The organism is Streptomyces sp. NPDC001450 (assembly GCF_053597295.1).
Genome location: NZ_JBSFHY010000001.1, coordinates 176,904 through 203,236 on the forward strand (window position 1 = coordinate 176,904; position 26,333 = coordinate 203,236).

The 26,333-nt window shown below is 71.6% G+C and carries 26 protein-coding genes; 11 read left to right on the forward strand and 15 right to left on the reverse strand.

Annotated features, from left to right (window positions below; translation table 11 throughout):
* Window position 1: 1 nt before the first annotated feature.
* Window positions 2-874, forward strand: coding sequence for an acyl-CoA dehydrogenase family protein (locus ACWC5O_RS00835; RefSeq protein ID WP_450589266.1), 873 nt, complete (start codon window positions 2-4; stop codon window positions 872-874).
* A 484-nt stretch (window positions 875-1,358) separates the two neighbouring features.
* A complete protein-coding gene (locus tag ACWC5O_RS00840) occupies window positions 1,359-1,823 on the forward strand; it encodes an ATP-binding protein (RefSeq protein WP_450589264.1) in 465 nt (154 codons plus the stop codon).
* Between the two features lie 232 nt (window positions 1,824-2,055).
* Here the strand turns inward: ACWC5O_RS00840 and ACWC5O_RS00845 are convergent, their stop codons facing one another.
* Window positions 2,056-2,982 carry a cyclase family protein gene (locus ACWC5O_RS00845; protein WP_450589262.1) on the reverse strand — a complete coding sequence of 309 codons (927 nt, stop codon included), beginning with the start codon at window positions 2,980-2,982 and terminating at the stop codon, window positions 2,056-2,058.
* A gap of 86 nt (window positions 2,983-3,068) precedes the next feature.
* Between ACWC5O_RS00845 and ACWC5O_RS00850 the strand changes: the two genes are divergently transcribed.
* From ACWC5O_RS00850 to ACWC5O_RS00865, 4 genes are all read left to right on the forward strand, one after another.
* Complete coding sequence (locus ACWC5O_RS00850; RefSeq protein WP_450589260.1) at window positions 3,069-3,980, forward strand: SDR family NAD(P)-dependent oxidoreductase; 912 nt, start codon at window positions 3,069-3,071, stop codon at window positions 3,978-3,980.
* Window positions 3,981-4,116: 136 nt separating this feature from the next.
* Entirely contained in the window at window positions 4,117-5,265 is a 1,149-nt protein-coding gene (locus ACWC5O_RS00855; protein ID WP_450589259.1) for an acyl-CoA dehydrogenase family protein, read from the forward strand.
* Window positions 5,265-6,314 carry a Zn-dependent alcohol dehydrogenase gene (locus ACWC5O_RS00860; protein ID WP_450589258.1) on the forward strand — a complete coding sequence of 350 codons (1,050 nt, stop codon included), beginning with the start codon at window positions 5,265-5,267 and terminating at the stop codon, window positions 6,312-6,314. Before ACWC5O_RS00855 ends, ACWC5O_RS00860 begins: the two co-directional genes overlap by 1 nt.
* A gap of 109 nt (window positions 6,315-6,423) precedes the next feature.
* A complete protein-coding gene (locus tag ACWC5O_RS00865) occupies window positions 6,424-7,647 on the forward strand; it encodes an MFS transporter (RefSeq protein WP_450589256.1) in 1,224 nt (407 codons plus the stop codon).
* Between the two features lie 36 nt (window positions 7,648-7,683).
* Here ACWC5O_RS00865 and ACWC5O_RS00870 read toward each other — a convergent pair whose 3' ends face one another.
* The gene (locus tag ACWC5O_RS00870) at window positions 7,684-8,712 is read right to left on the reverse strand and encodes a GlxA family transcriptional regulator (RefSeq protein WP_450589254.1); all 1,029 of its coding nucleotides are present in this window, start codon (window positions 8,710-8,712) and stop codon (window positions 7,684-7,686) included.
* A 101-nt stretch (window positions 8,713-8,813) separates the two neighbouring features.
* Between ACWC5O_RS00870 and ACWC5O_RS00875 the strand changes: the two genes are divergently transcribed.
* Window positions 8,814-10,115: an MFS transporter gene (locus tag ACWC5O_RS00875; protein WP_450589252.1), complete on the forward strand. Its 1,302-nt coding sequence runs from the start codon at window positions 8,814-8,816 to the stop codon at window positions 10,113-10,115.
* A gap of 13 nt (window positions 10,116-10,128) precedes the next feature.
* Here ACWC5O_RS00875 and ACWC5O_RS00880 read toward each other — a convergent pair whose 3' ends face one another.
* Window positions 10,129-10,737, reverse strand: coding sequence for a flavin reductase family protein (locus ACWC5O_RS00880; RefSeq protein ID WP_450589250.1), 609 nt, complete (start codon window positions 10,735-10,737; stop codon window positions 10,129-10,131).
* Between the two features lie 80 nt (window positions 10,738-10,817).
* On the opposite strand from ACWC5O_RS00880, the gene ACWC5O_RS00885 reads away from it, so the two are divergent.
* Entirely contained in the window at window positions 10,818-11,747 is a 930-nt protein-coding gene (locus ACWC5O_RS00885) for a hypothetical protein (RefSeq protein ID WP_450589248.1), read from the forward strand.
* A gap of 36 nt (window positions 11,748-11,783) precedes the next feature.
* Here the strand turns inward: ACWC5O_RS00885 and tgmC are convergent, their stop codons facing one another.
* From tgmC to ACWC5O_RS00935, 10 genes are all read right to left on the reverse strand, one after another.
* The gene (gene tgmC / locus ACWC5O_RS00890) at window positions 11,784-12,989 is read right to left on the reverse strand and encodes an ATP-grasp peptide maturase system methyltransferase (RefSeq protein WP_450589246.1); all 1,206 of its coding nucleotides are present in this window, start codon (window positions 12,987-12,989) and stop codon (window positions 11,784-11,786) included.
* Window positions 12,986-13,951, reverse strand: coding sequence for an ATP-grasp ribosomal peptide maturase (tgmB, locus tag ACWC5O_RS00895; protein WP_450589244.1), 966 nt, complete (start codon window positions 13,949-13,951; stop codon window positions 12,986-12,988). The genes tgmC and tgmB overlap by 4 nt, the downstream gene beginning before the upstream one ends.
* A complete protein-coding gene (tgmA, locus tag ACWC5O_RS00900) occupies window positions 13,951-14,208 on the reverse strand; it encodes a putative ATP-grasp-modified RiPP (RefSeq protein ID WP_450589243.1) in 258 nt (85 codons plus the stop codon). Before tgmA ends, tgmB begins: the two co-directional genes overlap by 1 nt.
* Before the next feature lie 107 nt (window positions 14,209-14,315).
* Entirely contained in the window at window positions 14,316-14,723 is a 408-nt protein-coding gene (locus ACWC5O_RS00905) for a DUF6415 family natural product biosynthesis protein (protein WP_450589241.1), read from the reverse strand.
* A 381-nt stretch (window positions 14,724-15,104) separates the two neighbouring features.
* The gene (locus ACWC5O_RS00910) at window positions 15,105-16,286 is read right to left on the reverse strand and encodes a helix-turn-helix domain-containing protein (RefSeq protein WP_450589239.1); all 1,182 of its coding nucleotides are present in this window, start codon (window positions 16,284-16,286) and stop codon (window positions 15,105-15,107) included.
* Between the two features lie 105 nt (window positions 16,287-16,391).
* Complete coding sequence (locus ACWC5O_RS00915) at window positions 16,392-17,033, reverse strand: HAD family hydrolase (RefSeq protein WP_450589237.1); 642 nt, start codon at window positions 17,031-17,033, stop codon at window positions 16,392-16,394.
* A 32-nt stretch (window positions 17,034-17,065) separates the two neighbouring features.
* Window positions 17,066-17,854, reverse strand: a complete 789-nt coding sequence (locus tag ACWC5O_RS00920; protein ID WP_450589235.1) for an enoyl-CoA hydratase/isomerase family protein — start codon at window positions 17,852-17,854, stop codon at window positions 17,066-17,068.
* Entirely contained in the window at window positions 17,851-20,070 is a 2,220-nt protein-coding gene (locus ACWC5O_RS00925) for an acetate--CoA ligase family protein (RefSeq protein ID WP_450589234.1), read from the reverse strand. Before ACWC5O_RS00925 ends, ACWC5O_RS00920 begins: the two co-directional genes overlap by 4 nt.
* 96 nt (window positions 20,071-20,166) lie before the next feature.
* Window positions 20,167-21,354: a flavin-containing monooxygenase gene (locus ACWC5O_RS00930; protein WP_450589232.1), complete on the reverse strand. Its 1,188-nt coding sequence runs from the start codon at window positions 21,352-21,354 to the stop codon at window positions 20,167-20,169.
* A gap of 272 nt (window positions 21,355-21,626) precedes the next feature.
* On the reverse strand, window positions 21,627-23,234 hold the full coding sequence (locus ACWC5O_RS00935; protein WP_450589230.1) for a subtype B tannase: 1,608 nt from the start codon (window positions 23,232-23,234) through the stop codon (window positions 21,627-21,629).
* Between the two features lie 216 nt (window positions 23,235-23,450).
* On the opposite strand from ACWC5O_RS00935, the gene ACWC5O_RS00940 reads away from it, so the two are divergent.
* From ACWC5O_RS00940 to ACWC5O_RS00950, 3 genes are read left to right on the forward strand one after another with little or no spacing between them, the layout of a single operon-like run.
* Window positions 23,451-23,897, forward strand: a complete 447-nt coding sequence (locus tag ACWC5O_RS00940; protein ID WP_450589228.1) for a DoxX family membrane protein — start codon at window positions 23,451-23,453, stop codon at window positions 23,895-23,897.
* Window positions 23,897-24,286: a Zn-ribbon domain-containing OB-fold protein gene (locus tag ACWC5O_RS00945; protein ID WP_450589226.1), complete on the forward strand. Its 390-nt coding sequence runs from the start codon at window positions 23,897-23,899 to the stop codon at window positions 24,284-24,286. Before ACWC5O_RS00940 ends, ACWC5O_RS00945 begins: the two co-directional genes overlap by 1 nt.
* Window positions 24,287-24,302: 16 nt before the next feature.
* A complete protein-coding gene (locus ACWC5O_RS00950; protein ID WP_450589224.1) occupies window positions 24,303-25,196 on the forward strand; it encodes a GNAT family N-acetyltransferase in 894 nt (297 codons plus the stop codon).
* Here ACWC5O_RS00950 and ACWC5O_RS00955 read toward each other — a convergent pair.
* Together ACWC5O_RS00955 and ACWC5O_RS00960 are read right to left on the reverse strand one after the other, a co-directional pair.
* Complete coding sequence (locus tag ACWC5O_RS00955) at window positions 25,165-25,521, reverse strand: hypothetical protein (RefSeq protein ID WP_450589223.1); 357 nt, start codon at window positions 25,519-25,521, stop codon at window positions 25,165-25,167. The genes ACWC5O_RS00950 and ACWC5O_RS00955 overlap by 32 nt on opposite strands.
* Window positions 25,522-25,539: 18 nt before the next feature.
* Window positions 25,540-26,217 carry a pyridoxine/pyridoxamine 5'-phosphate oxidase gene (locus ACWC5O_RS00960; RefSeq protein ID WP_450589221.1) on the reverse strand — a complete coding sequence of 226 codons (678 nt, stop codon included), beginning with the start codon at window positions 26,215-26,217 and terminating at the stop codon, window positions 25,540-25,542.
* Window positions 26,218-26,333 lie beyond the last annotated feature (116 nt).

Genomic DNA, 26,333 nt, shown 5'->3' on the forward strand with positions numbered 1-26,333 from the left:
CGTGCGCTTCCGACTCACCGAGGAGCAACGGGCGTTGCGGGCCGGGGTACGGCAGCTGCTGGAGCGCCGGTTCGGCGCGGACGCGCTGCGGGCTGCCGTGGCCCGGCCCGGGCACCTGGACCGGGACCTGTGGCGGGAGCTGGGCGCGGCGGGCCTGTTCGCGCTGCGATTGCCGGAGGCCCGGGGCGGGGTCGGCCTCGGGCTGCCGGAGGCGGTGCTGGTCTTCGAGGAGACCGGCCGCGCACTGCTGCCGGGGCCGGTACTGGCCAACCACCTCGCCGCCGGGACCGTACCCGGGGCGGCCACCGGGCAGACCGTGGTGGCCCGCGTGGACGGCACCCTGGTGGAGTGGCTGGACGCGGCGGACACCGTGCGCGGGGACGCCTCCGGTGCCCTGCCCCTGCGGTCGGTCGACCCGCTGAGCCCCCTGCACCGCGTCCCCGGAAACGACGCCGGCGCGCCGGACCCGGAGGCCGTGCTCCTCACCGCCGCCGAGCAGCTCGGCACGGCCACGCGCGCGTGCGAGCTGGCGGTGCAACACGCCCGGGCGCGGGAGCAGTTCGGACAGCCCATCGGGGCCTTCCAGGCCATCAAACACCTGTGCGCCGACCTGTTGGTACGCACCGAGACGGCCCGGGCGGCGGTCTACGCGGCCGCCGTGACCGCCGACCCCGCCGACATCGCCGCCGCCCGGCTGCTCGCCGACGAGGCCGCCGTGCGCGGGGCCCGCGACTGCCTCCAGGTGCACGGCGGCATGGGCTTCACCTGGGAGTCCGAGGTCCATCTGCATCTCAAACGGGCCTGGGCGCGGGCCCGGCGTCGTGGGGGGAGCACGGAGAGTGAGGAAGTGTTGGCCGCCGATCTGGTGGGCTGACCGTGTGGCGGCGCGCTGGGCTGGTCCGTCCACGAAGCCATGGCCCAAGATGTCGCGGATCGTGGCGTGCCGGAATCACGGAGCGTCGATACCGGGTTGTGTCCTTCGTGTGACCCGTCACGTCCTGGAGTCGGCGCCTCACTCCGGTACCTTCTGTGGGATGCGAGTGGCTGCGAGCGCGAGCCGTGCCGGTGATGCCCCCGGGGCGAGGCTGGGACAGGCCTGTTCGACTCCCCGCTGCGAGCGTCGCACAGTATGCCGCACGGGTAATCCTTCGCGCTGGAATATGCCCGAAGCGCTTGTTGGGGTGACTGTACGTCAACCATGCTGTCTCGTAAGGGAGTCACGTTCCGTGACCCTTGCGCTGGTCGTTGATATGGCCATGCAGAAGATGGCTACGATCGTGGCCCTCGTCGCGGTGTGTACGTGGCGCGAGGTCACGTGTCCGCCGGTTCGGATGGTGTGAGCGGTGCAGGTGCTTCAGGTGCAACTGGAAGTCCGGCCCGACCCCGCAGAGGTGGGGCGAGCCCGTAGGTGGGCCCGTTCGCGCCTGGCCGGGTCCGGTATAGACGCCGACGAGCCGCTCACCGAGACGCTGATCCTGCTCGTCTCCGAACTGGTCACCAACGCCGTGGTGCACACCGGCCGTCCGGCCGTGCTGCGGCTGTCCCTGCCCCCGGGCACGGTCGAGTCCGCCACCGTCCGCCTCGAGGTGGCCGACACCAGCCCCCGCGCCCCCGTCCCGCGCTGCGCCGGCAGTAACGCCACCGGCGGCCGCGGCCTGGCGCTCGTCGACTGCCTCGCCGACCGCTGGGGCTGGAGCCCCGAGGGTGCCGGCAAGAGCATCTGGTGCGAGCTGGACCGCTGCTCGCAGCCCCGGGAGGGCGCAGCGGTGGCGTACGGCAGCGGGCGGTCCGCGCGCGAGGGCCTCGCGTTCGAAGCGGTGTAGGTCCCGGAGTGGCGTGCGCCGGGGGTGCATCCGTGCGCGGCCACCATGAATCGGGCGTACGTAATGAATCGCCGTATCGGTGTTGACGGCTTGTGACCGCTTGAACACGCTTGTGGGCAACGATTCGCCGTGAGGGGACGGCGAGGGCCTGGGTGACGGCGGTCCTCGTCGAGTGTGGGTCGCACCGGGTGGCGGCGCGTGGTCGACGCAGGGGGCGCGCCGTCAACCGGCTTCACAGAAGGGCGATCGGCGCCACGGGTGTTCCCGTCGCGCCGACGAACGGCTCCGGCATCGCCGACAGCAGGAACGCGTACCGGTTCGTCTCTCCACAGGCTGTGGACAACTCTTCGAGATTCCAGTTCTGGCCCTGGAGCATCCCCATCTCCACCAGGTCCAGCGCGTGCACCGGCAACCACAGATTCTCGGTCTCGGGCGGAAAGATCTCAAAAGTGAGCGTGTCGTTCGCGACCGCGGCCGCATCGCGCGCGTGGAACCACTCCGGGCAGCGCACCGAGAGCCCCGGCGACGGATAGCCGTACCCGTGCTTGTCCCCGGCCAGATACACCTGCACCTGCCCGGTCCGCACCAGGACCACGTCCCCGGCCCGCACCCGCACCCCGCCGAACTCCTCGGCCGCCTCCAGGTCTTCCGGCGTGACCGCGTGCCCTCCCGCCAGCCGGTCCACGCCACGCGCGCGTGCCACGTCCAGCAGCACCCCGCGCGAGACGACGTGCCGCGCCTTGTCGATGCCGCTGAACCGTGCGCCGGCGTGCGCGGTGACCGTGTGCGCCGGACGGCCGTTGTAGAGCTTCCCGGAGTGCGAGACATGGGTCAGCGCGTCCCAGTGGGTGCCCGCCTGCAGCCCCATGGTCACCGCGTCGTCGCTGCAGGCCACCGTGCCCGGCCCGAACAGCTCCTGGTTGATCTGCACCATCGCGTGCAGCGGATTGACCCGCCCCGGGATCATCCCGGTCTGCACGCCGTCCTGCTGGAGCGGGAGGGCGAGGGGGACCCGTCGGCCCGTGCGGACGCAGGCCGCGGCCTCGCGGACGACCTCGTCGGTGATCAGGTTCAGGGTGCCGATCTCGTCGTCCGCTCCCCAACGCCCCCAGTTGTTGACGCGCTTGGCGATCTCATGGAACTCGGCGGGCAGTGACATCCGGTGCCTCCCCGGGGCTTGTGTCCGCACATCTGACGCGCCATAAAATCTAACGGTCCGTCAGAAATCACGGGAAGGGGCCGGGCGTGGGGAACTTCTTGGCAGGCAAGGTGGTCGCCGTGACGGGCGCCGGGCGAGGTATCGGGCGCGCGGTCGCCCTCGCGGCCGCCGCCGAGGGGGCGAAGGTCGTCGTCAACGACTACGGCGTCTCCATGGACGGGACCTCGCCGACCAGCGAGGTCGCCGAGGCCGTCGTCAAGGAGATCGAGGCGGCCGGGGGCGAGGCGATCGCTGTGGCCGACGACATCTCCACGATGGCGGGTGGGCAGCGGGTCGTGGACGCGGCGCTGGCGTCGTACGGCCGCATCGACGGGGTGGTGTGTGTGGCCGGCATCCTGCGTGAGCGGATGCTGTTCAACATGTCCGAGGAGGAGTGGGACCCGGTGATCGCCACCCACCTCAAGGGCACGTTCACGGTGTTCCGGGCCGCCTCCGCCGTGATGCGCAAGCAGCGGGCGGGCACCTTGATCGGGTTCACCAGCGGCAACCACCAGGGCTCCGTCTCCCAGGCCAACTACAGCGCGGCCAAGGGCGGCATCATCTCGCTCGTCCGCAGCGCGGCACTGGGGCTGCACAAGTACGGGGTGACCGCGAACGCGGTGGCCCCCGTGGCCCGTACGCGGATGTCGGCGAACGTTCCGATGGAGCTGAAGGAGATCGGGGAGCCGGAGGACGTGGCCGCGCTGGTGGTGTACCTGCTGTCCGACGCGGCGAAGGAGCAGGGTGTCACCGGGCAGGTGTACACGATCGCCGGGCCGAAGATCGCTGTGTGGGCGCAGCCGCGGGAACTCCGTTCGGTCTACGGGGAGGGGGCCTGGACGCCGGAGCGGATCGCGGAGTTTCTGCCGGGGTCGGTGGGGGTGGATCCGATGCCGATGCTGGCGCAGGTGGCGGGGATGGAAAGGGCCGCTGCGCGGGGCGAGCGGCCTAACGCCTAGGAGCTCGGGGGGCGTTCTGGGTTCGGCGGCTGCGGGTTCGACGTGGCCTGTCGCGCCCACACGGCGCAGCCGCACATCGATACAGCCCCCGCGCCCCTGGGCTGGTCGGCGCGAACGGTGTTGAGAGGAGAGGCCCATGGACTTCGGGTTCACCGCAGAGGACGAGGTGTTTCGTGCCGAGGCCCGTGCCTGGCTGGCCGCGCATGCCAACCACGCCGCGGACCGGCGTACTTGGGAGAAGGTCCTCGGCGAGGCCGGCTGGATCGGCATCGGCTGGCCCGAGGGCGGGTACGGCAATCGGACCGCCACCCTCACCCAGCAGGTCGCCTGGGCCGAGGAGTACGCGCGGTCGGGTGCGCCCCCGCGTTCGGGGCACATCGGGGAGAACCTGCTTGCCCCCACCCTGATCATCCATGGCTCCGAGGAGCAGAAGAGCCGTTTCCTGCCCCCGGTCGCCGCAGGGGAGGAGCTGTGGTGCCAGGGGTACAGCGAGCCGGGGGCGGGGTCCGACCTGGCCGGGGTGCGGACGTCGGCGGCGCGGGAGGGGGCGTCCTACCGGATCAGCGGTCAGAAGATCTGGACCTCGCTCGCCCATGAGGCCGACTGGTGCTTCGTGCTGGCCCGGACCGATGCCGAGTCCCGTCGGCACCACGGGCTCAGTTTTCTGCTCGTCCCCATGGACCAGCCGGGGCGTATCGAGGTACGGCCCATTCGCCAGATGACCGGCACGAGCGAGTTCAACGAGGTCTTCTTCGACGGGGCACACGCGCGCGCGGAGCACGTCGTCGGGGGAGAGGGGCAGGGCTGGCGGGTGGCGATGAGTCTGCTGGGCTTCGAGCGCGGGGTGTCGACACTCGCCCAACAGATCGGGTTCGCCGAGGAGTTGGGTCGGGTGGTGCGGGCGGCGGTGCGTACGGGTGCCGTCGACGACCCGGTCGTACGGGCCCGGCTCGTGCGGCAGTGGGCCGAGCTGCGGGCCATGCGCTGGAACGCCCTGCGCACCCTCGGCGGCTCCGGCGACGCGGGCGCGCCCAGTGTGGCCAAGCTGCTGTGGGCGAACTGGCACCAGCGGCTGGGGGAGCTGGCGGTTCAGGTGCGCGGTGCGGAGGCTTCCGCGGGGCCCGCGGACTGGTCGCCGACGGCGCCGTACGAACTCGACCCCGACCAGCATCTGTTCCTCTTCTCCCGGGCCGACACCATCTACGGCGGCTCGGACCAGGTCCAGCGCACGATCATCGCCGAGCGGGTGCTCGGTCTGCCGAGAGAGCCGAAGGGGGCCGTGTGATGCGCGGTGTGGTGTTCGACGGCAAGCAGGTGCAGGTGGTGGACGATCTGGCGGTACGGGAGCCGGGCCCCGGCGAGGTGTTGGTCGCCGTCTCCGCGGCCGGGCTGTGCCACAGCGACCTCTCGGTGGTCGACGGCACCATCCCCTTCCCGGTGCCGGTGGTGCTGGGCCATGAGGGCGCGGGCGTGGTGGAGGCGGTCGGTGCGGGCGTCTCGCATGTCGCGCCCGGTGACCACGTGTCTCTGTCCACGCTGGCCAACTGCGGGACGTGCCCGGAGTGCGACCGGGGGCGCCCGACCATGTGCCGTCAGGCGATCGGCCGCCCTGGCCGGCCCTTCAGCCGCGGGGGGCGGCCGGTCCACCAGTTCGCCTGCAACTCGGCCTTCGCGGAACGTACGGTCGTGCAGGCGGTGCAGGCGGTCCGCATTCCGAAGGACATTCCGTGGTCGTCGGCCGCGCTGATCGGCTGCGGTGTGCTGACCGGGGTCGGCGCGGTCCTCAACCGGGCCCGGGTGGACCGCGGTGACAGCGTGGTCGTCATCGGCACGGGCGGTATCGGCCTCAACGTTCTGCAGGGCGCCCGTCTTGCCGGGGCCCTGAGGATCGTGGCTGTGGACGCCAACCCCGCGAAGGAGGCGGTGGCCAGGCAGTTCGGCGCGACCGACTTCCTGACCTCGGCGGCGGGCGTGCGGGACATCCTGCCGACGGGCGCTGACCACGTCTTCGAGTGCGTGGGCCGCGTGGAGCTGATCCGCCAGGCGATCGACCTCCTCGACCGCCACGGCCAGGCCGTCCTGCTCGGCACGCCCCGGGCGACCGCGGAGGCGTCCTTCGTCGTCTCCTCGATGTTCCTCGACAAGGCCATCCTCGGCTGCCGCTACGGCTCCTCGCGCCCCCAGCGGGACATCCCCCTGTACGCCGAGCTGTACCGCCAAGGCCGCCTGCTCCTGGACGAGTTGGTGACGGAGACCTATCCGGTGGAGGACTTCGAGAAGGCGCGGGCGGACGCTGAGGCGGGGCGGGTGGCACGGGGGGTGCTGACGTTCTGAGCACTCTTGTCCGAGTGCTGCGGCTGCTGGGAGTGCTGTGTCGGTGGGTTGTCCACAGGCGGCGGGAAATACGGCGGCGATTGTCCGTGCCGCCCCCTACCGTCGTCGCATGAGCTACCGCGATGTCGTCTCCCGACCGGTCCTGACCTGGGCCTTGGTGGCCGTCGGCGCCCGCATGCCGGTGGCCATGGCGCCGCTCGCACTGGTCTTCCTGGTCCGCGAACGCCCGGGTGGCTACCCGCTGGGTGCCGCACTCGCCGCGGTCTACGTCCTCGGCGAGATCCTCGGCGCCCCCGTTCTCGGCATGCGGCTGAACCCGCGGCGGGCCCGTCCCCATCTGGCGGTGGGCCTCGCCGCGGGTGCCGTCGGGTTCGCCGGGCTCGGCGCGCTGCCGGGCGCGCACCCCGTGATACTCGGGACGTTCGCGTTCCTCGCCGGTGCCGCCCCGGCAGCGGCGTCCGGGGGCCTGCGGGCCCTGCTCACCTCGTTGGTCCCCGGGCACGCGGCCGCGCAGGCGCTCTCGGTGGAGTCGATGCTGACGTCGGGCATCTGGGCGCTGTCCCCGGCCGCGGTCACCGGACTCGCGCTCGGCGTGGCCCCGGGCGTGCCGCTGCTGCTCGCGGCGGCTCTGATGGGGTCCTCGGTCGCGGGCCTGTGGCTGCTGCCCGAGGGCTGGCAGGCGGAGGAGCGGGCCGCGGGGACGTCGAAGCTCCGCGTCCTGGCCGGGGCGTGGCCTGCGTACGTCACCGGCGCCGCGGGCCTGTCCCTGCTCGCCCTGGCCGAACTCGTCCTGCCTGCCCTGCTCGAACAGCGCGGCATCGGCGTCGGCTGGGCCGGCCCGCTGCTCCTCGGCATGTCGGCGGCCGCGGGGGTGGGCGCGTTCCTGTACGGGCTGCGCTCCTGGCCGGGCCGTCTGGCCACCCGCAGCGTGCTGCTGCTGTGCGCGATGTCGGCGGCGGTGACCGCGGTCGCGCTGATACCGGCCGCAGCCGGCATCGCGGCCGCCCTGGCCGTGGCGGGGCTGCTCCAGTCGGCGGCGATGCTCACCCGGAACCTGTCCCTGCGCGAGGCCCTCCCGCCGGGTGCGCTGGCCGCGGGCTACTCGGTCATGTACGCCTCCGTGGGTGCGGGGTACGCGGCCACGGGTTCCCTGGCGGGTGCTCTGCTGCAGCTGGCGGCCCCCTCCACGGCGGTTCTCGCGGGTGTGGGGCTGACGTTGGTCCTCACCGGGATCGGCTGGTGGGGCGAGACACGCAGGGAGCGGACGCGGAGCCGGAGGGAAGCCGAGGCGGCCGAAGGGAGCGGCCGCAGCCGGGTGCCCACGGCCCCGTGACAGCCCTACTCCCTTTTGCTCCGTTCTACTCCGTCATCATGGGTTCCCCGCCCCGTCGTTGACTCCCGCCCGGAACGTCCGCCGATAAGCCGTAGGGGTCACCCCGAGGGCCTGTTGCAGGTGCTGGCGCATCGACTGGGCCGTGCCGAAGCCGGCGTCGCGGGCCACCTGGTCGACCGAGAGGTCGGTGGACTCCAGGAGGTGACGGGCGCGTTCGACGCGCTGCTGGGTGAGCCACTGTCCGGGGCTGACGCCGACCTCCTCGCGGAAGCGGCGGGTGAAGGTGCGCACCGACATGGCCTCCTGCTCGGCCATGTCCCGCAGCTGGATCGGCTCGTGCAGGCGGCCGAGGGCCCAGGCGCGGGCCGCGGTGGTGGTGGCGAGCTGGGGATCGGGGACGGGGCGGTGGATGTACTGGGCCTGGCCGCCGTCGCGGTGGGGCGGGACGACCGTGCGGCGGGCCACGTCGTTGGCGACGGCCGTACCGTGGTCGCGGCGCACCATGTGCAGGCACAGGTCGATCCCGGCGGCCACGCCGGCCGAGGTCAGCACGTCCCCGTCGTCGATGAACAGCACGTCCGCGTCCACCTTGATCCGCGGGAACATGCGCTGGAAGCGCTCGGCGTCCGCCCAGTGGGTCGTCGCCGGGCGGCCGTCCAGACGGCCCGCGGCGGCGAGGACGTAGACGCCGGTGCAGATGGAGGCGAGGCGGGTGCCGGGGCGGATGCGGGCGAAGGCGGCGGTCAGCTCCTCGGTCAGCCTGCCCTCCTCGTAGACCGGGCCGAGTTCGTAGGACGCCGGGACGATCACCGTGTCGGCCGTCTCCAGCGCCTCCGGGCCGTGCGGGACGTGCACCGCGAAGTCGGCGTCCGTCTCGACCGGGCCGGGCGGCCGGACCGAGCAGGTCACGACCTCGTACAGGGACCGGCCCTCGGCGTCCCGCGGGCGGCCGAAGATCCGGTGTGGGATGCCCAACTCGAAGGGAAGCAGGCCGTCCAGCGCGAGGACGGCGATCCGGTGCGGACGGAACTCCTGGCCGCCGCCAGTCATGACCTGATCCTTCATGGCCCGATCCTTCACGACCTGATGCTCCATGGCCCGATCCTAGCGAATGCTGGCCTTCGGGCCACTCGATGTGCGGGAGCCGAAACAGGACCCTCTATGACGTGACTCAGACAACCCAAGCCGCAGTCCCCGTCAAGGCCCCGCCCGGCCGGCGCCACCGTGTGCACCGCGCCTGGTTCGTCGCCGCCGTCACGTTCGTCACGATCATCGGCGCGGCCGCCTTCCGTTCCCTGCCCGGCCTGCTCATCGACCCCCTGCACGAGGACTTCGGCTGGTCGCGCGGCACGATCGGCGCGGCCGTCTCGGTCAACCTCGCGCTGTACGGGCTCACCGCGCCCTTCGCCGCCGCGCTGATGGACCGCTTCGGCATCCGCAAGGTGGTGGCCGTGGCGCTGACGGTGATCGCGCTCGGTTCCGGCCTGACCGTGTGGATGACGGCGGCCTGGCAGCTGCTGCTGTGCTGGGGGCTGCTGGTCGGCCTCGGCTCGGGGTCGATGGCCCTCGCCTTCGCCGCGACGGTCACCAACCGCTGGTTCACCGAGCGGCGCGGGCTGGTCAGCGGCATCCTCACGGCCGCCTCCGCCTCCGGCCAGCTGATCTTCCTGCCGCTGCTGTCCTGGATGGTCGAGTCCTACGACTGGCGCCCGGCCGCCGTGACGGTCGCGCTCGCCGCGCTCGCCGTCGTCCCGTTCGTGTGGCTCCTGCTGCGCGACCACCCGGCCGACGTGGGCCTGGAGCCGTACGGTGCGAAGGAGTTCGTACCGAAGCCGGCGCCGGTCACGGGGGCCGCCCGCCGCACGCTCAAGGTCCTCGGCTCGGCCGTGCGCACCGGCCTGTTCTGGCTGCTCGCCGGTACCTTCGCGATCTGCGGTGCCTCCACCAACGGCCTGGTCCAGACCCACTTCGTGCCCGCCGCCCACGACCACGGCATGCCCGTCACGGCGGCGGCCTCGCTGCTCGCGGTCATCGGCGTGTTCGACGTCGTCGGCACGATCGCCTCCGGCTGGTTCACCGACCGCTTCGAGCCGCGCCGCCTGCTGGCCGTCTACTACGCCCTGCGCGGCATCTCGCTCCTCTTCCTCCCCATGCTGCTGGGCCCGTCCGTCCACCCCCCGATGATCTTCTTCATCATCTTCTACGGCCTCGACTGGGTGGCCACCGTCCCGCCCACCCTGGCCCTGTGCCGGGAGCACTACGGCGAGGACAGCGCCATCGTCTTCGGCTGGGTGCTCGCCTCCCACCAGGTCGGCGCCGCCCTCATAGCCTTCCTCGGCGGCGTCGCCCGCGACGTCTTCGGCACCTACGACATGGTCTGGTACGCCTCCGGCACCCTGTGCGCGGCGGCGGCCCTGATGGCCCTGGTGATCAGGCGCACCTCGGCTCCACTGCCCGCGCTGTCCTGAACCCGGGAAGGGTTCAGCTCCCGTCGAGCCGCCCGAACCGCCCCCGGTGGAAGATCAGCGGATCCCCCCGCCCGTCGGCTCCGAGGGCGACCACCCGGCCCACGACGATGAGGTGGTCGCCTCCGGTGTGCACGGCGTGGACGGTGCAGTCGATCCAGGCGGCGGCGCCGGCGAGGCGCGGTGCCCCGGAGGCGGGGGCGGTGTCGTACGCCACCCCCGCGAACTTGTCCGCGCCGCTCACCGCGAAGGCCCGGCACAGTTCGCCCTGGCCGGCGCCGAGGACGTTGACGCAGAAGACGCCCGCGGCGGCGATGCGGGGCCAGGTCGTGGAGGTGCGGCCGACCATGAAGCAGACCAGGGGCGGGTCCAGGGAGAGGGAGGAGAAGGACTGGCAGGCGAAGCCCGCGGGGGAGGCCGAACCGTCGGCCGGCGGTGCCGTGATCACGGTCACCCCGGTCGCGAAGTCACCCAGCACGCGCCGGAACTCCGCCTGGTCCACCGGTGCCCGCTCGTCCTCGCGGACGCACCGCAACTCCGGGCGCGGCAGCGCCTCCAAGGGCCCCGGTGCCGGAGCCGACCTGAGGTATCGGACGGCGGCGGCCGCCGCCCCTGCGTGTCCCATCACACCTCCATTGAAGCTGACGGTTCGTCAGATGGGAAGGGGGTGGCAGATGGCCGAAAGCGTGCCCGTACGCTGCGCCCATGGGGTGGGAAAAGACGCGTGTAACGCGGCCGAGTACCGGGCTGACCTGGGCGCCCGATGATCTGAGCGCGGCGGCGGCCCTCGGGGGCGCCCAGCTGCCGGCGGCCGGACTGCTGTGGTGGATCTACGAGACCACCACCCAGGACAGCTACGGGGCCGGGCTGGGCGGGGCCCTCGGCGCGTTGTGCTTCCTCCTCTTCGCGCCGCTGCTGCTGCCGATCCTCGGTGCGCTGTCGGCGTTCGTGCTGACCCTGCCCTCGGTGGTGCTCGCCCGGCTCGCGGGCCGGCACTTGCCCGGCCCGGGGTGGATCTGGCATGTGATGGCCCCGGTCGGCCCCGCCCTCTTCTGGGGCGAACCGGCCGCCGTGCTCTTCGGGTGGCCGTTCGGCACCACGGTGGCCGGCCTGGCGGCCCTGGGGCTCCTGCCCACCCTCTGGGTCGGCCTCGTCCGCAGGCGGGCCTGGCGTCCGGCGGGCGTGTGGTGGCGGGCTGCGGTCGGCTCGGTCGTCCTCTTCGTGCTGGCCTTCGGCGGCGGGGTGCTCGCCACCGAGACCGGTCTGATCCAGCAGTACGAGCCCCCGAAGCTGACCCCCGCTCAGCTGGCCGGGGTCTGGCGCGGCGAGAGCGGGGCCGAGCTGCGGCTGCACCCCGACGGCAGCGCCGAGGCCGTCAAGCTGCCCACCCAGCCCCCGTTCGACGACGACCACTTCCGGGACTACGTCGTGTGCCGGGGATCCGGCACCTGGGAGCCCGACGACGACTCGGACAGCACCGACCGGGACGGCGTGCTGCTCAAGCTCCACGGCGACTGCGGCGAGGACACCCACTGGTCGATCAGCGGCAGCGAGGACAGCCCCGAACTGTTCGTCCTCTTCGGCGACCCGGACGGGGGCACCCTGCGGAAGCTGGAGCGGGCCGCCGCGTCCTGAGTTCACATCGCGGGACTTTGGGCCGCCGGAAGAGAGTCAGGCAACGCGGTGTTCCCATTGCAGCTCACGCTTGTCGGCAATCCACGCGGTCCGGCTCGGACCGGTGATCTGCCGGCCCCCGATCCAGTAGGTGTGCGAGCGGTCGGTGATGTGCAGCCGTACTGAGCTGATGCCTGGCTCGCCGGCGCGCTGCCAGGCGGTCAGCGTCTCCTCGATGTCGTCCCACAGGGCGACCGGTCCGCCCTGCCGCACGGTCCAGTCCTCGCCGTCCCCGGTGAACGCGGCGAAGGACTCTCGTTCGTCATCGAACAGGTAGATGCTGTGGACCCCGTTGGCCGAGGTATGCAGCAGCTGGGAGCCGGGGGCGGTGAGCTGGGCCAGAAAGGCCGGCATCCACTCGTCCAGCAGCGACGGCGGGATACGGGTGGGCCGCTCGGAGTCGGCGTATGCCGTCCGCGCCGACAGGTCGACGCCCTCGTGACCTACGGCCTGGGAGCGGGCCTGCATGAAGGACGAGCGACCGATGATCCGGCCTTCGGCCGTGCCGTCCTCGCGGACGGTGACCTTGGCCAGTCCCGTGCCGTACGGCCACGAGCCGATGGTGGACAGGATGATTCCGCCCGGCTCGGTCTGCCGCACCCAGGCGTACGGAATGCGGCGCACGGCACAGGTGGCGATCACCCGGTCGTACGGCGCCCGCCGGGGGTGTCCCAGGAGCCCGTCACCGGTCACGGTCCACGTCGAGAACCCGGCGGCTTCCAACGCGGCGTCGGCCCGGGCCGCGACGTCGGGGTCCACCTCGACCGATGTGACATTGTCCTCGCCGAGTCGGTGGCACATCAGGGCGGTGGAGTAGCCGGTGCCGGTGCCGATCTCCAGCACGGTGTGCCCGTCGTCCACGTCCAGGTGCTCGATCATCGCGGCGACGGTTACCGGTGTCGTGGACGACGAGGTGGGGTTGCCGTCGACAACTCCCGCCGCCTGGTCGGCGGTCAGGTGCCCGTCCAGCTGGGTGACCAGCGACTCCTCCCGGTAGGCGATCCGCGCCCACTCTTCCAGGGCCGTGCCAAGTGCGGTCACCGGCCGCCAGCGCCCGTTCTCGGTCGGCAGGAACACCCCAGGGTGCAGGAACAGTTCGCGCGGCACGGCTTCGACCGCCGACCGCCAGACGGGGGTGAGGATTCCGGCCTTTTCAAGGCGGTCGGCCAGGGCCCGCCGCGCGGCTGCGGTGTCCAGGGTCATCGTCGGGTGCTCCCTTCGGTGAGCAGGTCAGCGAACGCGGCAGCCATCGGCAGGCCGGTGGCTTGTTGCAGCCAGCCCCATTGGCCGTTCGGGTTCAGCTCCAGGAAGTACGGCTCGCCGTCCCGGCCGACGGCCAGGTCGAAGCTGCCCGACACCAGGCCGAAGTGATCCAGAAAGGCGAGCAACTGCTTGCACGCCTGGCACGGCAGATCCACCACGCTGTAGGACAGCGTCGAGTAATCCTTGCGCCAGTCCAGCAGCCCGGATTCGATCCGCACGGCGAACACCTGCTCGCCGACGACCAGGACACGCAGGTCGGCCGTCTTGTCCACGACGGCCTGGAACAGGTGTGGTGTCACCTCGATCGACTCGTCCAGCTCATCTGTGGTGACCGGCTCGGCCCAGCTCGTCAGGCCGTTGCCGTCCCGTTCGTATGGGGTCCAGCGCAGCGTTTTGTAAATCACTTGACCGTGGGATGCGATGAACTCGCGAGCGTCATGGAGGCTGTTGGTGACCAGCGTGGCGGGAATGGTGAGGCCGAGACGCTGTGCGACGGCGAGTTGGCGGGGCTTGTAGTCGGCGGCAGCCTCCCGCATCGGCTGGTTGACCCATCTGGTGTCCTCCAGGCCGTGGAGGATGCCTGCGAGGCCGTGGCGGGTCTGCGCGGCCGCATAGCGAGCGTCCTGCGCGTCCAGGTTCTCGAACTGCGGCCACACCGGGCGTCTCCAGTACACGGCCCGCATATGTTCCAGCCTGACGGTTCTCGACCAGGTACGGAGCTGCCCGACCACAGGGGCCGGGCAGACACCGAACAGGGCCGAGACCGTCAGACCGTCTCCGATGTCGGCGGGGTTGAACCTGGCTACCGGCACACCGCGCCGGTTCAGTTCGCTGATCACCATGTCCGCTGTGACGTCGATCGGTTCAGTGGCCACCAGGACAGGCCTGTCGGTCACGGCCATCAGTCCTGGTTGCTGTCCTGGTCGTGGCCGGAGTCGTTCCGGGAGTCCTGGTTCGTGACGGTGGACGTCTCGGTGCCGGTGCTGGTGCCGTGCTTGCCCATCTCCACGACCCTGCCGTCACCATCGCGGAACACGCCGGTCTGGGTGTCCGGGTCGATGGTGACGGAAGTGAACGGCATCGTGACGACCGTCGGGTAAGGGCCGAGACGCCTCAGTCCCCACGGGCGGACGGGCGTGAGTTGCGAAGTGGTGCTCATCGAGTCTCCTCACGGTTCTAATCGGATGCTGGTGGTACAGGGGCGGTCGCCATGAGGTGCGTCAGCCGTACGTCCGCGTCGGCACCAGGGCGAGGACCAAGGCCTGTTCACTGCTGCTCGGCGTGCAGGTTCTCGTACTTGTCGCACAAGGCGTTGACACAGCGGGCGAGCTTCCGCGCCACGGCCACGCGAGTGGGCGGCGTGCAGCCGTTTCCGAGCCGCAACTTCCTGCGCGCCTCGCCCACACAGGCAAGGGCGCAGTGTCGCGGAACGCTCTTTTTCGGCAGCCGCTCGGCCTGCCGCTCCACCTCGGGGATCAGCAGTTCCACGTACCCGCGCAGCATCGTCGTGAGCGTGTCCAGCTCCTCGGGACACGGGGGCAGGGCCTCGGGCCCGTCATCGGGGCCCAGCAGCATGGCTGCGGTCTCCCGCATCGTGTCGATGTACAGGGGCTGGGTGGCTTTGCCGCGCTCGACCGTGGCTTTGGCCCAGGGCCGGGCGGTACCGATCCTCATCTCGACGCTCCCTCTCAGGTTCGAGCGTTGGCCAGGCCCCGGGGCCGTCGTGACCGGCCGCCGGGGTCCAGGGCTCGTTCCTCTGGCGTTCACGCGGCGACCGCCTGGCTGCGGCATCCGCACGTGGCGATCTGCCCACGCGGGTGCTGCCACGGACCGCGACGTGCCCAGTCGCGCGCAGGGTCTTGTTGACCGCCCCGCAGTCGAAGCAGGCCTCACCGTGCAGTCGGACGATGCTCACGCGCCCGTCGATGACCGTCGGCGCGCTCGGGAGTGCATCCGGCATCCCGGTTCCCATCTGCTGGTTCCTACACGTGCAACAGATGGTGGGGGCAGGGAACAGCAACAACTACCCCAGTGAGGGGTAGTCGGGTGACTGACTCAGGTGGCAGCGCACCACTCGGCGAAGTTCGTGAGGCTCTCCGAGTCGGCTCGTTTCAAGCGGCGAAGCGTCGCGGCGTCTTCACGCACCCAGGGATGTTCGCGTGTGTGCTGGGGTGCGATCCGCCGGGCGACCTTCAGCGATTCGAACGCGTCGTCGGCCATTCCCGACCAGAGCTGGGCGCGGGCCAGTTCGATGTAGAACCCTGAGCGCCGCTCGGCGGGAAGCTCTGTGGGCGGCTTCCACTCGCCGGCCGCATCGAGAGCGCGGCCGATGTGGTCGTCGCCGAGGCTGACGGCGACGGACACCTCGTGGACACGGAGCGAGTCGGGCCCGAAAGCGGTGCCGTGGTAAACGTCCTCTGGCACCTGGTCGGCGAACGCACGGGCCTCGTCCAGATGGGTGACGGCGGCCGAAGCGTCGCGCGCGCGGCCGACGATGACCGCTGCGCGCATGTGGAGCGCGCCGCGGGCTGCGATCCCGGGCACAGTGGTGGGTGCGGGAGCGGCACCCAGAGCCTGTTCGAGGGCACGCAGCCCTGCAGTGTGGGCGTGGGCTGCGAAGAACGTCTCCGTGCGCACGTAGGCGACGGAAGCAGTGAGCAGCGGCTCACCGGCCTCGGGGACGGCCCACCTCATGAGTTCGATCAGCCGCGCGGAGAGATCACGGGCACCGAACTTGTAGGCCACGGCATCGGCGGAACGGTAAGCCCTGACTAGGAGACCAGCGACTTCGGCTCGCTCAGCTGGAAGAGTCGCGTGATAGGCACGGGCGAGCTCGTCAAGCAGGCCGGGCAGCTTGTGCGCGATGCGCGTGTACTGGGCCGACAGCCGCCAGTGGGCAGCTTCCCTGACCGCAGTGCGCAGCTCGTTCAGAGGGCGGACCGGGCCCTCATCCGGGACGTCGTACGCTGCGATCACTGCCGAGAGGACGGGTAGCGCATCATGAACCGGCGTGTGAGCCGGGCCGCGGTCCGTTCGCAGTTGAGGCGGGTCCACACCGAGGGCTGCGGCGATTGCTTCGAGCGTGGCATCGCTGGCGCCCCGTTCACCGCGCTCGATCTTGCGGATCGTTCCCAGGGCGACGCAGGCAGCATCGGCGAGCTGCTGCTGCGTGATGCGCCTCAGCCTGCGGTAGTAGGCGATCCGTCGCCCTACCCGGCCGTACACAAGTGCAGGCATTCCGGCTCCAGTTCGGTGGATCCCATCCGAACCGTACCCACGCCGAGACGCAGCGTGTACACACCTTGGCTGAACAGCCCTCGGGCGGGTAACGCTGCGGCCTGTTCAGCCGCCGGCGATCTCTACCAGCTGGGTGAGGCTGTCGACCTGCCAGTCCGCCGCCGCCACAACCTCAGGGTCGCCCGCCCACAGGTACCCCCACGGACCGCGACGGAGATGCGCCGTGCGCAGCCCTGCCGCCTTCGCCGGAAAGATGTCGTTGGCCGGGTGATCGCCGACGTACAGCGTCGCCTCCGGCGCTGATCGCGCCACCTCCAGCACCCGCTGGTAGAACTCCGGCCTCGGCTTCGCCACCCCCCACTCCCCGGATGTCACGACGAGATCCGCCGGGAGGTCCAGGCCGCGCAGGAGTTCACCCGCCCGGGAGGTCTGGTTGCCCGCGATGATGACGCGCACGCCGGCTTTCCGGAGTGCGGCGAGGGCTGGGCGAACGTCGTCGTACAGGTCGCTCTCGTCGAGGTGTTCACCGCGACCGGCGGCCTCGCGCGCATGATATTCAGCGGCCACGTCGATTCCTGGCCGGGCGAGCCGGAGGGCTTCCGCATTGTCGAAACCCTGGGCGACCACCGCGCCCACGAGAGCGGACAGGGTGTGACGGGGAATGTCCAACCAGTCCGCCCACGAGGCCCAGTAGCGGTCGTCCCGCGTGATCGTCTCTCCGACGTCGAACACGATGGTCTCAATCACTCTGAGAGCCTATGGGCACGCTGCCCTCAGCATCATCGCCCCCGGAACCCCGGACTCCTGCGCTCCACGAACGCCCGCAGCCCCTCCCCGGCGTCCTCGGTCGTCATGTTGATCTCCTGCGCGGCCGCCTCGGCGGCGAAGGCGGCGGCCCGGTCGTCGTCCAGGGAGGCGTTCACCAGCTGTTTGGTGAGGGCGAGGGAGCGGGTCGGGCCGGTGGCCAGGCGGGTCGCCCACTCCCGGGCCGATTTCGCCAACTCGCCGTCCGGGACGACCCGGTTGACCAGGCCCAGTCGTTCCGCGTCCGGCGCCGAGAGCGCGTCCCCGAAGAACATCAGCTCCTTGGCCCGGTGCGGACCGATCAGCCGGGGCAGGAGATAGGCGCCACCGCCGTCGGGTACGAGTCCGCGCCGGACGAACACCTCGATGAACCGGGCCGATTCGGCCGCCAGGATCAGGTCGCAGGCGAACGCGAGGTGCGCGCCGAGCCCGGCCGCGGTGCCGTTCACGGCGGCGATCACCGGCTTCTCGCAGTCCAGTACGGCCGCGACGAGCCGCTGGGCGCCCATCCGGAGGACACGGGCCACGTCACCGGGGATCCGCTGCCCGCCATCCCCCGCGGCGCCCCGCAGATCCGCTCCCGCGCAGAATCCCCGGCCGGTTCCGGTGAGGACGACGGCGCGCACTCCGGGATCCGCCGACGCCTCCTCGAGCAGTCCGATCAGGCGGTCCCGCATCGCGGGTGTGAGCGCGTTGAGGGACTCGGGGCGGTCGAGGGTGATGTGCGAGACCTGCTCCCGGACGTCGTGCCTGAGGTCGCTCATCGGCACACCACCAGCGCGTCCAGCGCCACCGCGCCCTGCCCGCGGGGCAGCACCAGCAGTGGGTTGATGTCCAGCTCGGCTATTTGCTCGCCGAGTTCGAGTGCCATGCGCTCGACGCGCAGAACCACTTCCACCAGCGCGTCGAGGTCGGCCGGCGGGCGGCCCCGGACGCCGTCCAGCAGGGCCCGTCCGCGCAGTTCGGCGAGCATGTCGCGGGCCTGTTCCTCGCCGAACGGGGGCACGCGGACGGCCGCGTCGTGCAGGACCTCCACCAGCACCCCGCCGAGCCCCACGGTCACGGTCGGCCCGAACAGCTCGTCGTGACTCACCCCGACGACCATCTCGACGCCCTGCTCGACCATCTGGCACACCAGGACACCGTCCAGCGAGACGCCCTCGTAGCGGGCGATGTCGGTCAGCTCGCGGTAGGCGTCCCGGACCTGGCTGGCCGAGGTGAGGCCGATCTTCACCAGGCCCAGCTCGGTCTTGTGGGCGATCTGCGCGCCGGACGCCTTCATCACCACCGGGTAGCCGACCTGCCCGGCCGCGCGGACGGCGGCCGCCGCGCTGGTCACCAGCTGTTCACGCGGCACCCGGATGCCGTAGGCGCGCAGCAGCTGTTTGGCCGCGTGCTCGCTGAGTTGCTGGCCGGGCCGCATCAGGGCTTCGGCCTTGCGGAAGGAGGGGGAGGGGGTGCGTGGGGCCTCGTCGAAGGGGGAACGGTAGTCGTTGACGAAGCGGTGGTGGTCGAGCCAGGCGCGGACGGCCGTGAGGCAGTTGCCGACCGTGCGGAAGGTGGCCACACGGGAGGAGCCGAGCAGGACCTCCCGGTACGCCGGTTCCGTGCCGACCGGCGACCCCCACACCACGCACACCAGCTTGTCCGTCTCCTCCGCGGCCTCGACCAGGTCGCGTACGAGCTTGTCGCTGAGGGGCGGGAAGGGGCCGGTGACCGGGCAGATCAGCACCCCGACCTCCGGGTCGGCGAGGATCGCGTCGATGATCTTCCGGCCGCGCCAGTCGCCCACCGGATGCCCGCCGTTGTCCACGGGGTTGGCGACGCTCAGGTACTCCGGGATCCACTGGTGCAGCTCGGCCTGCCGGTCCGCCGACAGCCTCGGCAGCCGCAGCCCGGTCCCGGCGGCCAGGTCGGCGACGTGCGCGCCCGTGCCGCCGGAGATGGAGTAGACGACGACCCCGTCGGACCGCGGAACCCGCGCCCGGGCCAACAGGGCGGCCGTGTCCTGGAGTTCGTCGAGGCCGTCGACGCGGATGACGCCGTACTGCCGCATGGCCGCGTCCACCACGTCGTCGGCGCCGGTGAGCTTGCCGGTGTGCGAGGCTGCCGTACGGGCCCCCGCTTCCGTGCGGCCCACCTTCACCGCGACCACCGGCACCTGGCGGCGGGCGGCGCGGTCGGCGGCCAGCAGGAAGGCGCGGCCGTCCTTGAGGCCCTCGACGTAGCAGGCGATGGCGCCCACCTCGGGCTGCTCGGCGAAGTAGGAGATGAAGTCGGCGGTCTCCAGGTCGGCCTCGTTGCCGGTCGGCGCCCAGTGGGAGAGCCGGACGCCCAGCTCCTGGAGAGCGAAGACGGGGCGGCCCTGGTGTCCCGACTGGGTGATCAGCGCTATCGCGGGCCCTTCCAGGTCCTCCCGGAAGCGCTCGAAGGCGTTGAGGTTGGTGTTCGGCCCGAGCAGCCGCAGCCCCGACCGCCGTACAGCCTCCGCGAGCCGCTTCTGCGCCTCGGCCCCCGCCTCGCCGGTCTCCGCGAACCCGGAGGCGAAGGCGACCGCGAACTTCACCTTCGCCTCGGCGAGTTCCTCGATCACCGGCAGCGGGTCGGCCACCAGCAGCACCGCGAGGTCGACCTGTTCCGGCAGGTCGGCGACCGAGGCGGAGCACGGGATGCCGAACACGGACGGGCGGGCCGGATGCACCGGGTGCACCCGCGCTCCCACCCGCTCGGCCCAGCCCAGCAGTTGCCGGGTGATCCCGGTGTTCGGCCGTCCCTCGGCGTCCGAGGCGCCGATAACGGCGACCGACCCGGGGCGGAAGAACCGCGCCAGATCCGGTACGTCCGCGTACAACGGCCGTCCGCCGACGTCTAGGTCGTCGACCTGATCGTGCACGACCGGTCCGGGCCGCTGCTCACCGCAGGCGATGACCCGGGCCCGGCGGGAGTCGGTGGTGAGGGTGCCGTGGGTTGATCCAAGCATCGGTCCGCCCGCTCCTGTGAGACAGCCACATTAAACTGACGCTCTGTCAGATTACTTGAATTGACGGACTGTCAGGAATGGGTCGGAGCGGCAAAGTTACTCTCCGGTGCTGAACTCCTTGGCCACGCCCTTTGCGATCTTCTGGGCATCCAGCGCCAGTTCGCGGAACATCCCGCTGATGGGGTTGGTGAACCCGGTGAAGTACAGCCCGGGCGCCTGGGCCGGCGTACGACCGCCGTGCACCGTCGGTCTGCCCCGGTCGTCCAGTACCCCGAGATGCCCGACCAGCCCCTCCAGTGCCCGCTGGTATCCCGTCGCGGCGATCACGGCGTCCGGCTCGACGCGGGTGCCGTCGGCGAGGACCACCTTCCCGTCCTCGAAGGACTCGACGGCGGCCACGATCTCCACCTTCCCCTTCCGTACGGCGTTGATCAGACCGACGTCCTGGACCGGGACGGCGCCCTGCCTGACCCTGGTGTACAGGCCGGTGTCCGGGCGGGGCAGGCCGTGGGCGGACAGGTCCGGGACGCCGACCCTGGCCTGGATCCGGCACACCTGGTCCACGAACCGCACCGGAAGCCGCCGTACCAGCACACCCGAGTACTGCGCGGGCCAGCCGAGGGTGGTGCGGCGCACGATGTGCGGAACGGTCCGCACCGCCAGCCGCACCCGCGCGGCCCCGCCCTCCACCAGGTCCACGGCGATCTCGGCACCGGTGTTGCCGACGCCGACGACGAGCACGTCCCGGCCCGCGTACGGTTCGGCGTTCCGGTACCGGCCGGCGTGCAGGAACTCCCCGCCGTAGCCGTCCAGGCCCGGCCACTCGGGCACGCGCGGGGTGTGGTTGTAGCCGGTGGCGACGACCACCGCGCTGCCGGTCAGCTCCCGTCCGCCGGAGGCGTGCAGCAGCCAGCCCGTCCCGTCCGCCGACCGCTCGACGCGGAACACCTCCACACCGGTGACGATCTCCAGCTCGTGGTGCTCGGCGTACTTCTCCAGGTAGCGCACCACGTTGTCCCGGGACACCCAGCGGCCGAACCTGCGTGGCATCGCGAGCCCGGGCAGGGCGGACAGCCGGCGGGTGGTGTGCAGATGGAGCCGGTCGTAGTGGCGCCGCCAGGAGGCGCCCACCTGGTCGGCCTTCTCCAGCACCACGGCGCGTATGCCCCGTGCCCGCAGCGCGTACGCGGTGGCGAGTCCGCCGGGACCGGCGCCGATGACGTACACGGGGCGGTCGGCGGGGGTCGCGGAGAGGTGCGCGGGGGAGGGGCGGGAGACGGCCATGAGCGCGAGCGTAATCACCCACCCCGTTGATGGGTCTCGGTCAAGACCGGAATTGGTTGCGGATTGATCACATCGGTGGGGGATATGGGTGGGACAGGTGTCGTAGGTGTCTCGGATGGGCGGAAGTGGTGCACGAACACCGCGATGCCCGGCCCCGGTGCGCAGGGGCCGGGCATCGCGGCGGGGCGGTGTCCGAAGCATGACGGGAGACGGGCACCGCGGTCCTCCACCGGGCCTTCGCGGATGCCTCCGCCCGGTCTTCCGGGGTTCCTCTACCGGGCCTTCCGGTACCCGGTGACCTTGGCGATCCACTTGACGAAGTCGCCGGGGTCGGTGTTGGCGCCGTGGCCCTGGTCCCAGTAGTAGAGGTGGTCGACGTCGTCGCCGAGGCCCGCGGCGGCCGCCGCGAGGTTGGCGGACACGGTCAGCGAGGTGTCCGAGTCCTTGGTGCCGAGCCGGATCCACCAGTGCTTCGAGCGGCCGGGGTTGGCCTTCCCGGCCAGGAAGTGCATCGGGTTCATCAGCCGCAGCTTCTCGGGGATGTCGCTGTCGAGGCGCGTGCCGGTGACGCCGGTGGCGTCGTGTTCCAGGCTGTACGCCGTGAAGTGGCGGGACTCGGTCGTCCCGGCGCCGAACTCGTTGTTCTCGCCCGCCGACAGGTCGAAGGCGTCGAAGGCCGGGGTGGTCTTCTTGCGGGCGCCCACGTGGGTGAGGAAGTCGGCCCAGGCGAAGGTGGCCCTGCCGTTTTCCCAGGTGATGAAGGTGTTCGCGGCGAGGTAGGTCGCCCGGTCGGCGTCCGACAGGTCCGCGAGGTACCTGGTGGCCGAGGGTTCCAGGTACTGCTTCACGAGGTAGTCGTCGAGGTTGCGGGCGGTGAGCGGACCGAAGCCGTTCAGCCCCTTGAGGTGGAGGCCGGCCTGGTACGCGGCGAACTGCGAGACCAGGTCCCTGGAGACGCTCTGGTCGACGGCCTTGCCGGTGGACTGGGTGACGTTCGTGCCCCAGTTCCACTCGTAGGCGCCGTCGGCGTGCTCCAGGTCGGTGATCGGGCACCATGCGCCGGTCGCGAAGATCGCGTCACTGGCGTCGGCCGCGCCCAGCTCCCTGAGGTACTTGTCGTACAGCGGGCTGTCACCGGACGCGCCGAGCAGCGCGGACACGGCACCACCCGCGCTGGTGCCCGCCGAGACGATCCGGTCGACGTTCCCGGGGATGCGGCCCTTGTTGAACCGCACGTACCGCACCGCCGCCTTGAGGTCGACGATCACGGCCGGCGCGGTGCCGTAGTACTCGCCGTCGGAGTTCTTGAGGGTACGGCCGCGGGCACCGGGCTCGACGACGACGTAGCCGGCGGCCAGGGCCAGGAGCTGGTTGGTGTTCAGGGCGCCGCCGGTGGCGTTGGTGTTGCCGCCCGCGCCCGCGCCCGCGCCCGGGGCGGAGGCGCTGGGCGCGGCGCTGCCGCCGGGCGCGCTGCCGGGCGCACCGCCGCCGGACATGCCCCCGCCGCCGATCCCGGTGGCGTCGGCCACCGAGGAGGGCATGTACCCGCCGACGGAGTTCGCGAACAGGATCGGCGCGCCGGAGGCGTCCACGGCGGTGCCGTCGATCTCGACGGGGACGCTGACGTTGAGACTCTGGTAGGTCTTGTCGACCGGATCGGCGACGTAGGTGATCGCCTTCCAGAAGTGGTACGTGACCGCGTGGTCGGTGCCGTCGGTGTCCGTGACCGTCGTGGTCAGCTTGGTGTAGCCGTCCGGGTCGAAGACCAGCGAGTCCGCGGCCGACGCCGAGGATGCCGAGGACGCCGAGTCGCTCGACGCGTGCGCGCTCAGGGCGATGCCGCCCACTGCCGCGACACCGGCGGTGGCGCCGATGCCCATGACGACGGTCCTGCGCCTTACTGCCCTGTGCTTCACCTTGCTGCCCTCTCGTCTCGCCGGCTCCTGGCCTTGCGCTTGCGAACGTAATTCGGCGCCAACAAAATCGTCAACAATCTGCCGGTGATTCACAGGCCGCCCACAGCCCCACGGCGAACGCACAGCGAATCGACTGCAACCCCCTCGGCTTTCCTTGCTGTCTGACGTACCGTCAGATCCATGGACGCGATCTGGCTCGACGGCGCGGAGTGGCTCGCGGTGCTGCGCATAGGCCTCGGCCTGTGGTGGCTGGAGAGCTGGCGGCACAAGGACAAGAAGACGTGGTTCGAGGGCGGCGGTATCGCCTGGGCGGCGGGCGTGGCGGAGAAGCACCGCTGGGCCCCGGTGCGGGCGGGCTTCGGGACGGTGGTGACACCACGGCCGAAGCTGATGGCGTACGTCGTGGCCTACGCCGAACTCGCCCTGGGGCTCGGCCTGATCCTCGGTTTCCTGACCCCGGTGGCCCTGCTGGGCGGCCTGGCCCTGAACGTCCTCTACTTCGTCCTCATGATCCACGACTGGGCGGAACAGGGGCAGAACTCGATGATGGCGCTGATCTCGCTGGTCGGCTTCTTCGGCATGGCGGGGCAGACGTGGTCGGTGGACGCGGCACTGGGGTGGTTCTGATGAGCGCGGCGCGTTTCGACGAGCCGGAGACCGACTCCTTCACGCGGCCCTACTGGGACGCGGCGGCGGAGGGAAGGCTGCTGATCCGCCGCTGCGGCACCTGCGGCCGGGCCCACCACTACCCCCGCGAGTTCTGCCCGCACTGCTGGAGCGAGGAGGTGACCTGGGAGGAGGCGAGCGGCCGGGCGACCCTCTACACCTGGTCCACGGTGCACCGCAACGACCTCCCGCCCTTCGGCGACCGCACCCCGTACGTGGCCGCGGTGGTGGACCTGGCGGAGGGCCCGCGGATGATGACGGAGCTGGTGGAGTGCCGGGACATGGCGGCCGGGATGCCCCTGCGGGTGACGTTCCGGGAGGGAAAACCGGTGTTCAGGCCGGCCGGCTGAGCGGAACCATGGAGGGATGCATCCGGACGCCTGGCACCTGACCCACGACCTGGACGGGTTCCTCACCCGCGCCGACGACTTCCTGCGCTCCCGGCCGGCCCTGCACACGGTGCAGCTGACGGTGACGGACGCGCTGCGCAGACGGGGACCGCGGGCCTTCGGTGAGGATGCACCGCTCTTCGGGACACTGAGCGACGAGGACGGCCGGGTCCGGGCGACGCTGCTGCACACCCCGCCCTACCCGGTCAACGCCACCCTGCTCGCCGCGGCGGAGGCCGATGCGCTGGCGGCCCGGCTGCTGGACCTCGGCCGTCCGGTCTCCGGCGTCTTTGCCGAACAGGACACGGCGGCCGCCTTCGCCGCGGCCTGGCAGCGGCGCACCGGCACGACGGGCGGGATCCGCCATCGTCAACGGCTCTACCGGCTCGCGGAGTTGACCGCACCGGAGCGGCTGCCCGAGGGGCGCCCCAGGGTGGCCGGCCCGGTGGACCGGGATGTGCTGATGCGCTGGTACGACGAGTTCATGGCGGCGGCCGGCCTGCGCGCCGGCCAGGGCGCGGCCGAGTGGACCGACGCCCGCCTCGCCCACCGCGGCCTCACCCTCTGGGAAACCCCCGACGGCACTCCCGTCTCCATGGCCGGGGTGACACCGGAGACGGCGGGCCAGGTGCGGGTGCAGACGGTGTACACCCCGGCGCACCTGCGCGGCCGTGGCTACGCGGGCGCGGTGACCGCCGAGGTGAGCCGGGCGGCCCTGGAGTCCGGGACGGAGCAGATCCTCCTCTTCACCGACCTCGCGAACCGCACCAGCAACGGGCTGTACCAGCGGATCGGCTACCGGGGCGTGGCGGACTTCGCGGTGTGGGAGTTCGAGGGCCTCAGGCCTGGCCGCCCACCGGGCGCACACTGATCGACCACGGCCCGTCTGACCGGGCGTACAGCAGACAGGGGCCGGGCAGGGGGACCTCCCCGGCCCACGGGCCGACGAGGTCGCCCGGCTGGTCGAGGAACCCGGAGCCGTCGGGCTCGAAGACGTCGGCGAGGAAGCAGCCGCCGTCGGCGGAGCGCGGAGTGCCCCTGTAGCGCAGGTGGGCGAGGGGCGGGCCGCCTTCGTGACGCAGGACGTCGAGGCGTCGCGCTCGGCGTGGCCGTCTTGGCCACACCGGGCAGTGCCACCGGCCCGTTCCCGGCACCTCGGGTGTGCGAGGCTTGCGGCCCCGCATCAGCCACTTCATGCCGCCCCCCGCAGCCTCTCACGGCCACAGCAGGTGCCTGGACCAGCCGGCGGCGTCCGAGGCCTCTGTCCGGCGGTATGTCAGACGTACGTGTCTGCGGGCCGCGTCTCCCTGGAAGAACTCCACTTCCTCCGGCTGGAGGTGGTACAGCGTCCAGGTCTCGGACGGCTCCGTCGGGTTTCGCCGGGCCCGCTCCCAGGCGGCCTCCGACGCCTGCCGCAGCTCCTCCAGCGAGGACAGCTCCGCGCTCTGCCGCCCGGTGAGCGCCGCCGCCAGGGCCCCGGTCGAGCGGGCGTGCAGGTCCGCCTGGCTCTCCTGCGACGGTGCCGACGTCACCGGACCCCGCACCCGCACCTGCCGTCCCAGCACCGGCCAGTAGAAGGCCAGCGCCGCGTACGGGTGGGCGGTCAGGGCCCGGCCCTTGCGGCTCGTGACGTGTGTGGCGAAGGACCAGCCGTCCGCGTCCGCACCGTGCAGCATCACGATCCGTACGTCCGCGAGACCGTCCTCGTCCGTCGTCGCCAGCGCCATGGTGTGCGGCTCCGGCTGACCCGCCTCCACGGCCTCCGCGAACCAGCTGGTGAACAGGTGCAGCGGTGCCGAAGGCGCCTTGTCCGGGTCGAAGGGCCGTAGCTCCGTCTCCTCGGGTGACCACACCCGCAGGGACCGCAGGAGCCCGTGAAGATCCGTTTCCATGCCCCCGAGTATGGCGGCGCATGCGGATCCCCTCGGCGCGAGGACCCGACCAGCTCTGGCAGCCAGGGGTGGAACGGCGGGCGGGCTCCGGGCCCTCGTTCGGGTACGCCGTCCGG